At 62.8% G+C, this 13,196-nt stretch carries 11 protein-coding genes; 8 read left to right on the forward strand and 3 right to left on the reverse strand.

The features are described 5' to 3' along the window. Positions 1-10: 10 nt before the first annotated feature. Positions 11-1,747 (reverse strand): IlvD/Edd family dehydratase, encoded by a 1,737-nt coding sequence (locus tag NIBR502773_RS27160; RefSeq protein WP_141157399.1) that lies wholly within the window; start codon positions 1,745-1,747, stop codon positions 11-13. A gap of 192 nt (positions 1,748-1,939) precedes the next feature. Between NIBR502773_RS27160 and NIBR502773_RS27165 the strand changes: the two genes are divergently transcribed. Genes NIBR502773_RS27165 through araH form a run of 7 tightly spaced genes read left to right on the forward strand, consistent with a single transcriptional unit; the run spans position 1,940 to position 10,263 of the window. Further along, the gene (locus NIBR502773_RS27165; RefSeq protein ID WP_141157400.1) at positions 1,940-3,262 is read left to right on the forward strand and encodes an MFS transporter; all 1,323 of its coding nucleotides are present in this window, start codon (positions 1,940-1,942) and stop codon (positions 3,260-3,262) included. Between the two features lie 15 nt (positions 3,263-3,277). Further along, on the forward strand, positions 3,278-4,270 hold the full coding sequence (gene araD1 / locus NIBR502773_RS27170; protein WP_141157401.1) for an AraD1 family protein: 993 nt from the start codon (positions 3,278-3,280) through the stop codon (positions 4,268-4,270). A 10-nt stretch (positions 4,271-4,280) separates the two neighbouring features. Next, complete coding sequence (locus NIBR502773_RS27175; protein ID WP_141157402.1) at positions 4,281-5,861, forward strand: aldehyde dehydrogenase (NADP(+)); 1,581 nt, start codon at positions 4,281-4,283, stop codon at positions 5,859-5,861. Positions 5,862-5,877: 16 nt separating this feature from the next. Continuing rightward, on the forward strand, positions 5,878-6,741 hold the full coding sequence (locus NIBR502773_RS27180) for an SMP-30/gluconolactonase/LRE family protein (RefSeq protein WP_141157403.1): 864 nt from the start codon (positions 5,878-5,880) through the stop codon (positions 6,739-6,741). Between the two features lie 37 nt (positions 6,742-6,778). Next, positions 6,779-7,786: a substrate-binding domain-containing protein gene (locus tag NIBR502773_RS27185; protein ID WP_065926374.1), complete on the forward strand. Its 1,008-nt coding sequence runs from the start codon at positions 6,779-6,781 to the stop codon at positions 7,784-7,786. Beyond that, the gene (gene araG, locus NIBR502773_RS27190; protein WP_141157882.1) at positions 7,783-9,285 is read left to right on the forward strand and encodes an L-arabinose ABC transporter ATP-binding protein AraG; all 1,503 of its coding nucleotides are present in this window, start codon (positions 7,783-7,785) and stop codon (positions 9,283-9,285) included. Before NIBR502773_RS27185 ends, araG begins: the two co-directional genes overlap by 4 nt. Before the next feature lie 9 nt (positions 9,286-9,294). Continuing rightward, positions 9,295-10,263 (forward strand): L-arabinose ABC transporter permease AraH, encoded by a 969-nt coding sequence (gene araH, locus NIBR502773_RS27195; protein ID WP_141157404.1) that lies wholly within the window; start codon positions 9,295-9,297, stop codon positions 10,261-10,263. Positions 10,264-10,388: 125 nt separating this feature from the next. Here araH and NIBR502773_RS27200 read toward each other — a convergent pair whose 3' ends face one another. Further along, positions 10,389-11,537 carry an aldose epimerase family protein gene (locus tag NIBR502773_RS27200; RefSeq protein WP_141157405.1) on the reverse strand — a complete coding sequence of 383 codons (1,149 nt, stop codon included), beginning with the start codon at positions 11,535-11,537 and terminating at the stop codon, positions 10,389-10,391. 136 nt (positions 11,538-11,673) lie between these two features. Between NIBR502773_RS27200 and NIBR502773_RS27205 the strand changes: the two genes are divergently transcribed. Further along, on the forward strand, positions 11,674-12,441 hold the full coding sequence (locus NIBR502773_RS27205) for an SDR family NAD(P)-dependent oxidoreductase (RefSeq protein ID WP_027607585.1): 768 nt from the start codon (positions 11,674-11,676) through the stop codon (positions 12,439-12,441). Between the two features lie 138 nt (positions 12,442-12,579). Here NIBR502773_RS27205 and NIBR502773_RS27210 read toward each other — a convergent pair whose 3' ends face one another. Beyond that, on the reverse strand, positions 12,580-13,176 hold the full coding sequence (locus tag NIBR502773_RS27210) for a glutathione S-transferase family protein (RefSeq protein ID WP_141157406.1): 597 nt from the start codon (positions 13,174-13,176) through the stop codon (positions 12,580-12,582). Between the last annotated feature and the right edge of the window lie 20 nt (positions 13,177-13,196).

Consider the following 13,196-nt stretch of genomic DNA (forward strand, 5'->3'; position numbering starts at 1 on the left):
AGCATCCCAATTAGTGGGAATGCCGGGGGACTTCAGCCCCGCGGCAACCCACCAGGAAGTCAAAGTCGCAACCCTGGTCGGCCTGCAGCACATGGTCGATATACAGCTGGCGGTAGCCGCCGACGATCAGGTTCTGCGGCGGTTTCAGGTCGGCCATGCGCGCCGCCAGCTCTGCGTCGGGGATGTCCAGGTGCAGGCGACCGTTGGCGCAATCGAGTTCGATCCAGTCACCTTCCTTCACCGTGGCCAACGGTCCGCCGGCTGCGGCTTCCGGCGCCACGTGCAAGACCACGGTGCCGTAGGCGGTGCCGCTCATGCGCGCATCGGAGATCCGCACCATATCGGTCACGCCCTGGGCCAGCAGTTTGGCCGGCAAGCCCATGTTGCCGACTTCGGCCATGCCTGGGTAACCCTTGGGCCCGCAGTTTTTCATGACCAGGATCGAGTTGGCGTCCACGTCCAGTTCCGGGTCGTTGATGCGCGCCTTGTACATGTCGAAGTTCTCGAACACCACCGCACGGCCGCGATGCTGCATCAGCTCGGCGCTGGCGGCCGACGGCTTGAGCACGGCACCGAGTGGCGCCAGGTTGCCGCGTAGCACGCAGATGCCGCCGTCGGCGCGGATCGGGTTGTCGAGGGTGCGGATCACTTCGTCCTGGCCGTAGATCGGCGAGTCCTTGGTGTTCTCGCCGAGGGTCTTGCCGTTGACGGTCAGGGCGTTCGGGTGCGGGATCAGGTTGGCTTCACCGAGGCGACGCAGCACGGCGGGCAGGCCACCGGCGTAGTAGAACTCTTCCATCAGGAAGCGCCCGGACGGTTGCAGGTCGACGATGGTCGGCATGCCCCGGCCCATGCGGGTCCAGTCATCCAGGTCAAGCTCGACGCCGATGCGCCCGGCGATGGCCTTGAGGTGGATCACCGCGTTGGTCGAGCCGCCGATGGCCGCGTTGACGCGAATGGCGTTTTCAAACGCTGCCTTGGTGAGGATCTTCGACAGCTTCAAGTCTTCGCGCACCATCTCCACCGCGCGCATGCCGGACATATGCGCCAGCACATAGCGGCGCGCATCCACCGCCGGAATCGCCGCGTTGTGCGGCAGCGACGTGCCCAGCGCCTCGGCCATGCACGCCATGGTCGACGCGGTGCCCATGGTGTTGCAGGTGCCCGCCGACCGCGACATGCCGCCTTCGGCTGCGAGGAAATCATCCAGGGTAATGGTGCCGGCCTTGACCTGTTCGCTGAGCTGCCACACCACCGTGCCCGAGCCGATGTCCTGGCCCTTGTGCTTGCCGTTGAGCATCGGCCCGCCGGTGACCACGATGGCCGGCACGTCGCAGCTGGCGGCGCCCATCAGCAGGGCGGGGGTGGTCTTGTCGCAGCCGGTCAGCAGCACCACGCCGTCGATGGGGTTGCCGCGAATCGCTTCCTCCACGTCCATGCTCGCCAGGTTGCGGGTGAGCATGGCCGTGGGGCGCAGGTTCGATTCGCCGTTGGAGAACACCGGGAATTCCACCGGGAAGCCACCGGCCTCGATCACGCCGCGTTTGACGTGCTCGGCGATCTGGCGAAAGTGCGCGTTGCACGGCGTCAGCTCCGACCAGGTGTTGCAGATACCGATGATCGGCTTGCCATGGAACTGATGGTCGGCGATGCCTTGGTTCTTCATCCAGCTGCGGTACATGAAGCCGTTTTTGTCGGCGGTACCAAACCACTGGGCAGAGCGTAGGCCGGGCTTTTTGTCAGGCATGATCGATTCTCTTATTGTATGACTATATGTTCTAAGCTGGCTTAAACATAAGCGCAAAGACCCAGCTTTGGAAGTGTTGTTTTGCAAATAGTCATACTATATAGTCGGTCCAACTGAGGTATGACCCTGGCGGATTTTCGCGAGAGGCGTCCCCCGAGCTTCTATAAAAACAACAATCGGAGATCGACCCCCATGAGCCAGGAGCTGCGGCTTATTCGGCGCATCACGCTGAAACTGATTCCCTTCCTGATCCTGCTGTACCTGATCGCCTACGTGGACCGTTCCGCCGTGGGCTTCGCCAAGTTGCATATGGGCGCCGACGTCGGCATCGGTGACGCCGCCTATGGCCTGGGCGCGGGGTTGTTCTTCATTGGCTACTTCCTGTTCGAGATTCCCAGCAACCTGATGCTCGACCGCTTCGGTGCGCGGCGCTGGTTCGCGCGGATCATGATCACCTGGGGCGCAATCACCATCGGCATGGCGTTCGTGCAAGGCCCGCACAGTTTCTATGTGATGCGTTTCCTGCTCGGCGCGGCGGAGGCGGGGTTCTTTCCGGGCGTGCTGTACTACATCACCCAGTGGTTCCCGGTGCGCCATCGCGGCAAGATCCTCGGGCTGTTCATCCTGTCCCAGCCGATTGCGATGATGATCACCGGCCCGGTGTCCGGCGGCCTGCTGGGCATGGACGGCATCCTCGGCCTGCACGGCTGGCAGTGGCTGTTCATCGTGATCGGCACCCCGGCGATCCTGCTGACCTGGCCGGTGCTGCGCTACCTGCCGGATGGCCCCAGGCAGGTCAAATGGATGAGCGACGAGGAAAAGGCCTGGCTCACCGGCGAGCTGGACAAAGACCTGCAAGCCTACGGCCAGACCCGTCACGGCAACCCGCTGCATGCCCTCAAGGACAAGCGCGTGTTGCTGCTGGCGCTGTTCTACCTGCCGGTAACTCTGAGCATCTATGGCCTGGGCCTGTGGCTGCCGACCCTGATCAAACAGTTCGGCGGCACCGACCTGGTCACCGGCTTTATCTCCGCCGTGCCGTACATCTTCGGCATCATCGGCCTGCTGATCATCCCGCGCAGTTCCGACCGCCTGAATGATCGCTACGGCCACCTGGCGGTGCTGTATGTGCTGGGCGCCATCGGCCTGTTCTTCAGCGCCTGGCTGAGTGTGCCGGTGCTGCAAATGGCCGCGCTGTGCCTGGCGGCGTTTGCGCTGTTTTCCTGCACCGCAGTGTTCTGGACCTTGCCGGGGCGCTTCTTTGCCGGCGCCAGTGCGGCGGCGGGCATTGCGTTGATCAACTCGGTGGGCAACCTCGGCGGCTATATCGGTCCGTTCGTGATCGGTGCGCTCAAGGAATACACCGGCAACCTCGCCTCGGGCTTGTACTTCCTGTCCGGGGTCATGGTGTTCGGGCTGGTCTTGACCGGCGTGGTCTACCGCGTGCTGGAGCGCAAGCACGTACTGCCCGCCGATCAATTCGCCGCCAGCGCCCGTGGCGCCACACGTACTTAATCTGGGAGAAGTCTGATGCGTTTAGTTCAGTTCGAGTCAAGCAACGGTGAACGCCGGGTCGGCGTTGTAGAAGGCGCCACAGTGCGCGAAGTGCGTACCGCGCGCAGTGTGCGCGAACTGGCGCTGGCCGCCATCGAGGCGGGCGTCAAGTTGCAGCAGCAGGTCGAGAGCCTGGGCCTGGGCGACAGCCATGACTACGCCGCACTGCTGGCCGACTTGAAGATTTTGCCGCCGTTGGATCATCCGGACCCGGCCCATATGCTCATCAGCGGCACCGGCCTGACCCACCTGGGCAGTGCCTCGGCGCGGGACAAAATGCACCAGCAGGCCGGCGATGAGAGCGCCTTGACCGACACCATGCGCATCTTCAAGTGGGGCGTGGAGGGCGGCAAGCCCGCTGCCGGCCAGGCCGGCGTGCAACCGGAATGGTTCTACAAGGGCGACGGCAGCATCGTCGTGCGCCCAGGCGAAGCCTTCCCGGTGCCACCGTTTGCCGAAGACGCCGGTGAAGAGCCGGAAATCGGCGGCCTGTATGTGATCGGCCCGGACAGCAAGCCCTATCGCCTGGGTTTTGCAGTGGGCAACGAGTTCTCCGACCACATCATGGAGCGCAAGAACTACCTGTACCTGGCCCATTCCAAGCTGCGCAGCTGCAGCTACGGCCCCGAACTGCGCGTGGGCGAGTTGCCCCAGCACCTGGCCGGCACCAGCCGCATCCTGCGTAACGGCGAGGAAATCTGGCGGAACGAATTCCTCAGTGGCGAGGCCAATATGTGCCACAGCCTGGAAAACCTCGAGTACCACCACTTCAAATACCGCCAGTTCCTCAAGCCGGGCGATGTGCACATTCACTTCTTCGGCACCGCCACGCTGTCATTCGCCGACGGTATACGTACCCAACCGGGCGATGTGTTCGAGATCAGCCAGGCCGAGTTCGGCGCGCCGTTGGTCAACGGCGTCGGCAGCAGCGAGGCGGCCTTTGAACCCGGCCAAGTCACCCCCCTTTAAGGAGATCAACATGACCCAGTTCCTCGGCCACAACTACATCGGCGGCCAGCGCAGCGCCAACGGCAGCGTCAAGCTGCACAGCGTCGATGCCAGCACGGGCGAAACCTTGCCCCAGGATTTCTACCAGGCCACGCCGGAAGAAGTCGACGCCGCCGCCAAGGCCGCCGCCGCGGCGTATCCCGCGTACCGTGCGTTGAGTGCCGCGCGCCGTGCGCAGTTCCTGGATGCGATCGCCGACGAGCTGGATGGCCTGAGCGATAACTTCATCGAGTTGGTCTGCCGCGAAACCGCGCTGCCTGCCGCACGTATCAAAGGCGAGCGCGGGCGTACCAGCGGCCAGATGCGTCTGTTTGCCACGGTGCTGCGACGTGGTGATTTCTATGGCGCGCGTATCGACAAGGCGTTACCCGATCGCCAGCCACTGCCACGCCCGGACCTGCGCCAATACCGCATCGGCCTGGGCCCGGTGGCCGTGTTTGGCGCGAGCAACTTCCCCCTGGCGTTTTCCACCGCCGGCGGCGATACCGCAGCGGCGCTGGCGGCCGGTTGCCCGGTGGTGTTCAAGGCCCACAGCGGGCATATGGCCACGGCTGAGCAGGTGGCCAATGCAATCATTCGCGCGGCAGAAGCGACCGAGATGCCGGCGGGCGTGTTCAACATGATCTTCGGTGGCGGCGTCGGCGAGGCGCTGGTCAAGCACCCGGCGATCCAGGCAGTGGGCTTTACCGGCTCGCTCAAGGGCGGTCGCGCCTTGTGCGATATGGCCGCGGCGCGCCCGCAGCCGATCCCGGTGTTTGCCGAGATGTCGAGCATCAACCCGGTGATCGTGTTGCCCCAGGCCCTGCAGGCGCGGGCGGAAGCGGTCGCGCGGGACCTGACCGCCTCGGTGGTGCAAGGCTGCGGCCAGTTCTGCACCAACCCTGGCCTTGTGATCGGTATCGCCTCGCCGCAGTTCACCGCGTTTACCCAACAGGTCGCCCAACTGATCGGTGAGCAACCGGCGCAAACCATGCTCAATGCCGGCACCCTGAGCAGCTACGGCAAAGGCCTGGAAAAACTCCTGGCGCACCCTGGCATTCAGCATGTGGCCGGTAGCACCCAGGCGGGCAATCAGGCGCAACCGCAGCTGTTCAAGGCCGATGTGCGCTTGTTGCTCGAGGGCGATGAAGTGCTGCAGGAAGAAGTCTTCGGCCCTACCACGGTGTTTGTCGAAGTGGCTGATCAAGCCCAACTCAGCGCCGCCTTGCACGGCCTGCACGGCCAGCTCACGGCGACGATCATTGGCGAACCGGCAGACTTTCAACAGTTCGCCGAACTCACGCCGCTGCTGGAACAGAAAGTCGGGCGCATCCTGCTCAACGGCTACCCGACCGGCGTCGAAGTCTGCGACTCGATGGTGCACGGCGGTCCTTATCCGGCTACCTCCGATGCCCGTGGCACCTCGGTCGGCACCTTGGCCATCGACCGTTTCCTGCGCCCTGTGTGCTTCCAGAACTACCCGGATAGCCTGCTGCCCGACGCGTTGAAAAACGCCAACCCCCTGCGCATCCAGCGCCTGGTGGATGGCACGCCATCCCGCGACTCGCTGTAAATAATCAGGAGGCAACATGTCGTGCATCGCCGTTACTCCGCACCGTGCTCAGTTGGGCGAAGGTCCGTTCTGGGACGCGCCCACCCAGGCACTGTATTGGGTGAATATCGCCGGCAAACAGGCACTGCGCCTGATGGACGGGCAGTTGCAGATCTGGCAGTTGCCCGAGCACGTTTCGGCGTTTATCCCGTGCGAACGCGGTGATGCGCTGGTGACCCTGAGCAGCGGTGTCTACCGCCTGGACCTGGCCACCGAAGCCCTGACCCTGCTGTGCGTGGCCGACCCGCAACCGGGCAACCGTGGCAATGAAGCGCGCTGCGATGCCCAGGGCCGCCTGTGGCTGGGTACCATGCAGAACAACATCGGCGAACACGGCGAAGACCTGCCGATCACGCGGCGCTCCGGCGGCCTGTTTCGCATCGATGCGGATGCACAGGTCACGCCGTTGCTCCACGGCCTGGGCATTCCCAACACCTTGCTGTGGAGCGAGGACGGCAGGCAGGTGCATTTCGGTGACAGCCTGGACGCCACGCTCTACCAGTATTCGATCCAGGCCGACGGCCAACTCGAGCCCGCAACGCCGTGGTTCGGGCCGCACTTGCGCGGCGGGCCGGATGGCTCGGCCATGGACAGTCAAGGCTACATCTGGAACGCCCGTTGGGACGGCAGTTGCCTGCTGCGCCTGACGCCCGAGGGGGAGGTGGACCGCATTATCGAATTGCCCGTGAGTCGCCCCACCAGTTGCGTATTCGGTGGCCCCAACCTCACCACTTTGTATATCACCAGCGCCGCCAGCCCATTGGATCACCCTCTGGACGGCGCGGTGCTGGCCATCGAAGTCGATGTACCCGGCATGCCTTGCCATCGCTTTGCTGGTTAACCCCAAGACTTAAAAACAACAACAAGGAGTCACCCGTATGAATCATCGTCGTCGTGGTATCCGTTCCCTGTGCTGCGCCGCTGTGGCGGTCTCGGCCATGAGCTTGAGCGGGCTGTTGCTGGCCGCTGAAGAAGTGAAGATCGGTTTCCTGGTCAAGCAGGCCGAGGAACCGTGGTTCCAGACCGAATGGGCCTTCGCCGAAAAAGCCGGCAAGGAACATGGCTTTACCGTGATCAAGATCGCCGTGCCCGATGGCGAGAAAACCCTCTCGGCCATCGACAGCCTGGCCGCCAACGGCGCCAAGGGCTTTGTGATCTGCCCGCCGGACGTGTCCCTGGGCCCGGCGATCGTCGCCAAGGCCAAGGCCAACGGCTTGAAAGTGATTGCCGTGGATGACCGTTTTGTCGACGCCAAGGGCAACTTCATGGAGGACGTGCCATACCTGGGCATGGCCGCGTTTGAAGTGGGCCAGAAACAGGGCGCGGCCATGGCTGCCGAGGCGAAAAAACGCGGTTGGGACTGGAAGGACACCTACGCGGTGATCAACACCTTCAATGAACTCGACACCGGCAAGAAACGCACCGACGGCTCGATCAAATCCCTGGAAGAAGCCGGCATTCCCAAGGACCACATCCTCACCGCCGCGCTGAAAACCCTCGACGTCCCGGGCAGCATGGACGCCACCAACTCGGCCTTGGTCAAGCTGCCCAGCGGTGCGAAAAACCTGATCATCGGCGGCATGAACGACAACACCGTGCTCGGCGGCGTGCGCGCCACCGAAAGCGCCGGTTTCGCTGCGGCCAATGTGATCGGTATCGGTATCAATGGCACCGACGCCATCGGCGAATTGAAGAAGGCCAACAGCGGCTTCTTCGGCTCGATGCTGCCAAGCCCGCACATCGAGGGCTACAACACTGCGTTGATGATGTACGAGTGGGTCACCAAGGGCACCGAGCCGCCTAAATACACGGCCATGGATGAAGTGACCCTGATCACCCGCGCCAACTTCCAGGAAGAACTGACCAAGATCGGGCTGTGGAAATGACGGCGGCGGCCCTGCGTTTTGACGCTATCGGCAAGACCTTTCCCGGGGTCAAGGCGCTGGACGGCATCAGCTTCACCGCCCACCCGGGGCAGGTGCACGCCTTGATGGGCGAGAACGGCGCGGGCAAGTCGACGCTGCTGAAGATATTGGGCGGTGCCTATATCCCCAGCAGCGGCAGCGTGCAGATCGGCGCGCAGACCATGGCGTTCAAGTGCGCCGCCGACAGCATCGCCAGCGGCGTCGCGGTGATCCACCAGGAGCTGCACCTGGTGCCGGAAATGACCGTCGCCGAAAACCTGTTCCTCGGGCATTTGCCCGCGCGCTTCGGCGTGGTCAACCGGGGCCTGCTGCGCAAGCAGGCCCTGGCCTGTCTCAAGGGCCTGGCGGATGAAATCGACCCCGAGGAAAAACTCGGCCGCCTGTCCCTGGGCCAGCGCCAACTGGTGGAAATCGCCAAGGCGCTGTCCCGTGGCGCCCATGTGATTGCCTTCGACGAACCCACCAGCAGCCTGTCGGCGCGGGAGATCGACCGCTTGATGGCGATCATCACGCGCCTGCGGGACGAGGGCAAAGTGGTGCTCTATGTGTCGCACCGCATGGAAGAAGTGTTCCGCATCTGCAACGCGGTCACGGTGTTCAAGGACGGCCGCTACGTGCGCACCTTCGATGACATGAGCGCGCTGACCCACGACCAGTTGGTGACCTGCATGGTCGGTCGCGACATCCAGGACATCTACGACTACCGCCCGCGCGAGCACGGCGAGGTGGCGCTCAAGGTCGACGGTTTGTTGGGGCCGGGTTTGCGTGAGCCGATCAGTTTTGAGGTGCGCAAGGGCGAGATTCTCGGCCTGTTCGGCTTGGTCGGGGCAGGGCGCACGGAGCTGTTCCGTTTGCTCAGCGGCTTGGAGCGCGCCAGCGCCGGCAGCCTTGAGTTATGTGGGGAGGCCCTGCAACTGCGCTCGCCCCGCGACGCCATCGCCGCCGGTGTACTGCTGTGCCCGGAAGATCGCAAGAAGGAAGGCATCATTCCGCTGTCCAGCGTCGCCGAGAACATCAATATCAGCGCCCGTGGCGCCCACTCTTCGTTCGGCTGGTTGCTGCGCGATGGCTGGGAGAAGGGCAATGCCGACCAGCAGATCAAGGCAATGAAGGTCAAAACCCCGACTGCCGCGCAAAAGATCATGTACCTGTCCGGCGGCAACCAGCAGAAAGCCATTCTCGGCCGCTGGCTGTCGATGCCCATGAAGGTGCTGCTGCTGGACGAACCGACTCGCGGCATCGACATCGGCGCCAAGGCCGAGATCTACCAGATTATCCATAACCTCGCGGCCCAGGGCATTGCGGCGATCGTGGTGTCCAGCGACCTCATGGAAGTGATGGGCATCTCCGACCGCATCCTGGTGCTGTGCGAAGGCGCGATGCGCGGCGAACAGACCCGTGAACACGCGACCGAATCCAACCTGCTGCAACTGGCCCTGCCGCGCGGCCTGGCGAACTGAGAGAAGACCATGACCACTCAAAACAACGCGCTGCCGACGGCACGCAAACCCCTCGATATGCGCGCACTGCTCGACAACTGGGCGATGCTGCTGGCAGCGGTGGGCATCTTTGTCCTGTGCGCCTTGCTCATCGATAACTTCCTCTCGCCGCTGAACATGCGCGGCCTGGGCCTGGCGATTTCCACCGTGGGCATCGCCGCCTGCACCATGCTGTTCTGCCTGGCGTCGGGGCACTTCGACCTGTCGGTGGGCTCGGTGATCGCCTGCGCCGGCGTGGTGGCGGCGATTGTGATGCGCGATACCGACAGCGTCATGCTGGGCATCGGCGCGGCGCTGCTGATGGGCCTGGTCGTGGGGCTGATCAACGGCATCGTGATCGCCAAGCTGCGGGTCAATGCGTTGATCACCACCCTGGCGACCATGCAGATCGTGCGCGGTCTGGCCTATATCTTTGCCGACGGCAAGGCGGTGGGCGTATCCCAGGACCAGTTCTTTATCTTCGGTAACGGCCAGTTAATGGGCGTGCCGGTGCCGATCCTGATCACCATCGTGTGCTTCCTGTTTTTCGGCTGGCTGCTCAACTACACCACCTACGGGCGCAACACCATGGCCATCGGCGGTAACCCGGAAGCAGCGTTGCTGGCGGGGGTGAATGTCGACCGCACCAAGATCCTGATCTTCGCCGTGCACGGCCTGATCGGCGCATTGGCCGGGGTGATCCTCGCCTCGCGCATGACCTCGGGCCAGCCGATGATCGGCCAGGGTTTCGAGCTGACGGTGATTTCTGCCTGCGTGCTGGGCGGGGTGTCGCTGAGTGGCGGCATCGGCATGATCCGCCATGTGATTGCCGGGGTGTTGATTTTGGCGATCATCGAGAATGCGATGAACCTGAAGAACATCGACACCTTCTACCAGTATGTGATCCGCGGTTCGATCCTGCTGCTGGCGGTGGTCATCGACCGCATGAAACAACGCTGAACCCCTTGTCATGTGAGGCTCAAAATGTGGGAGGGGGCTTGCCCCCGATGGCGGTGTATCAGAAGCAAATATGCAGACTGACACTCCGCAATCGGGGGCAAGCCCCCTCCCACAGTAAAGCGGTTTTAATCAGCGGAGAACTTGAAGACGGTGTTCTGGGTGTAGGTCTGTCCTGGGTTCAGGCGAGTTGAGGCGAAGTTTGGTTGGTTAGGCGCATCCGGATAGTGCTGGGTCTCCAAGGTGAAACCACTCCAGTGCAGGTAGGTCTTGCCACCTTTGCCCTTCACCGAGCCATCCAGGAAGTTGCTGGTATAGAACTGCACGCCCGGTTCGCTGGTGTAGAGCTGCAAGCGCCGGCCTGACGCCGGGTCATGCACCTCGGCGGCGAGTTGCTTGACGTCGCCCTTGGTGTCCAGCGCCCAGTTGAAGTCAAACCCACCCTGTTTCGGCTCGGCAAATTTGAGCTGCGGGTGATCTTCCTTGATGTGCTGGCCGATCGGGGTGGGCTTGAGGAAGTCCATCGGCGTGCCCTTGACCGGCGCGAGTTCGCCGGTGGGAATCAAGGTGGCATTCACCGGGGTGTAATGGCTGGCATGCAATGTAGCGACGTGCTTGAGGATGTCGCCGTTACCCGCACCGGCCAGGTTGAAGTAGCTGTGGTTGGTGAGGTTGAGTACCGTCGGCTTGTCGGTGGTGGCCTTGTAGTCGATGTGCAGTTCGTTTTTGTCGTTGAGGCGGTAGGTGACTTCGGTTTTCAAATTACCGGGAAAGCCCATCTCACCGTCCTTGGACAGGTAGCTCAGCTTCACGCCGACCGAGTCCTTGTCCTTGACCGGCTCGGCCTTCCACACCTGCTTGTCGAAGCCCTGGGCGCCGCCATGCAGTGAGTTGGGGCCATCGTTGAGCGGCACCTGGAAGCGCTTGCCGTCGAGTTCAAAGGCACCGCCGGCCAGGCGATTGCCGAAGCGGCCGATGGTTGCGCCGAAAAACGCCGTACCGGCTTGATAGCCTTGTACGTCGTCAAAGCCCAGCACCACGTCGTCGACCTTGCCGTTTTTGTCCGGCACTTTCAGCGACTGCAACACGCCGCCGTAGGTGATCACCGTAGCTTGCATGCCGTGGCTGTTGCGCAGGATGTACTGCTCGACGGCAGTGCCGTCGTTGGTTTTACCGAAAGGTTTTTGCTCGCTGCTCAGGCCGGCCGCCTGGGCGCCGCCGCTGGCGATCATCATGGACAGCGCCAGGCCGGACAGCAGGTATCGAGGGTGCTTCATGGTCGAACTTCCTTTTGTTGTTTTGAGTGGAATAGTTCTACTAATAGCGATATTTTGTCGGTTGGACAGCGAATTTATAGCCTTTAAAGCCGATTTCGTAAAATAAAATAAGACTAATTGATCGAGGCATCCTTTTATGAGTACTGAACACGCCGTTTATCCCGACCTCAAGGGCAAGACCGTACTGATTTCCGGGGGCGCCTCGGGGATCGGCGAATTCATGGTGCGCGCCTTCGCCGTGCAGGGTGCCAAGGTCGGCTTTGTGGACCGCGCGCAAAGCCAGGGCGAACGCCTGGCGGCGTTGTTGAGTTCCCAGGGGCATGCCGTGGAGTTCGTGTGCTGCGACATCACCGATGAAATCGCCTACAAGGCGGCCATAGGGCGCTTCGAGCATTCCCTGGGGCCTATCAGCGTGCTGGTGAACAACGCCGCCAATGACGTGCGCCACACCCTGGAAGAAGTCGATTCGGAAACCTTCGACAAGCTGATCTCAGTCAACCTCAAACACGCCTTCTTTGCCGCCAAGGCCGTGGTGCCGATGATGAAACGCGCCGGCAGCGGTTCGATCATCAATCTCGGCTCCGTCGGCTGGATGATGGCCTCCGCCGGCTACCCGGTGTACGCCGCCAGCAAGGCCGCCGCCCACGGCATGACCCGCGCGCTGGCACGGGAACTGGGGCCGAACCGTATCCGGGTGAACACACTGGTGCCGGGCTGGGTGATGACCGAAAAACAGTTGGCCATGTGGGTGGATGACGCCGCCAAGGAACTGATCAGCCGCAGCCAGTGCCTGCCCGGCAGCGTACTGCCGGAACACATCGCCAATATGGCGCTGTTTCTCGCGTCCGATGCCTCGGCGATGTGTTCGGCGCAGAACTTCATCGTTGACGGCGGGTGGGTCTGAACCGAACACGTCAGTTCAGACAACCCAGATCAAGGTGGGAGGGGGCTTGCCCCCGTTAGCGGTGGCTCAGACAGTACTTCTACAACTGACCCACCCTTATCGGGAGCAAGCCCCCTCCCACATTTGAAACTGTGTCGCTTATTCGATGGGGTAACGCGTGAACGCCGGATGCTGCTCCAGCCTTTCGGCATGCCGTTGCAGGTTGGGAAATGCATCCGCCTTGACCACCGACGCCACGGTGAACTGGCTGAACGACCAGGCCACCGCCGCCGTAATCGACGCCTGGGTCAGTGCTTCGCTGTCGCCCAATTGCTTGTCCAGCAACCCATAGGCCGCGAGCAATTGCCCGCTCACGCGCTCAAGCCACGGTGCATGCAGCTTCTCGGCCGGGCGCAGGTTATGTTCATAGACGATCTGCACGCTCTTCTCGCAGGCTGCCAGCGCCAGTCCCAGAACGTGCAAGTCCTTGGCCAGTGCCGCAGGTTGCCGGGGCAACAGCTTCCTGTCAGCCGGGGCCAGGGTTTCCAGGTACTCCAGGATCAGGCTGGAGTCCATCAATACCGTGCCGTCGTCCAGCACCAGGGTAGGGGCCTTGACCACCGGGTTGATCTGCGCAAATTCGTCGAAGGTGCGGAACACGGACAGGGGTTCATGCACGAAATCCACCCCGTACAGGTCCAGGGAAATAGCCACGCGGCGCACGTAGGGCGAGTCCAGCATGCCGATCAGTTTCATGAAGCCTCCATTGCTATCAG

Source organism: Pseudomonas sp. NIBRBAC000502773, from assembly GCF_006517195.1.
Classification (GTDB): domain Bacteria; phylum Pseudomonadota; class Gammaproteobacteria; order Pseudomonadales; family Pseudomonadaceae; genus Aquipseudomonas; species Aquipseudomonas marginalis.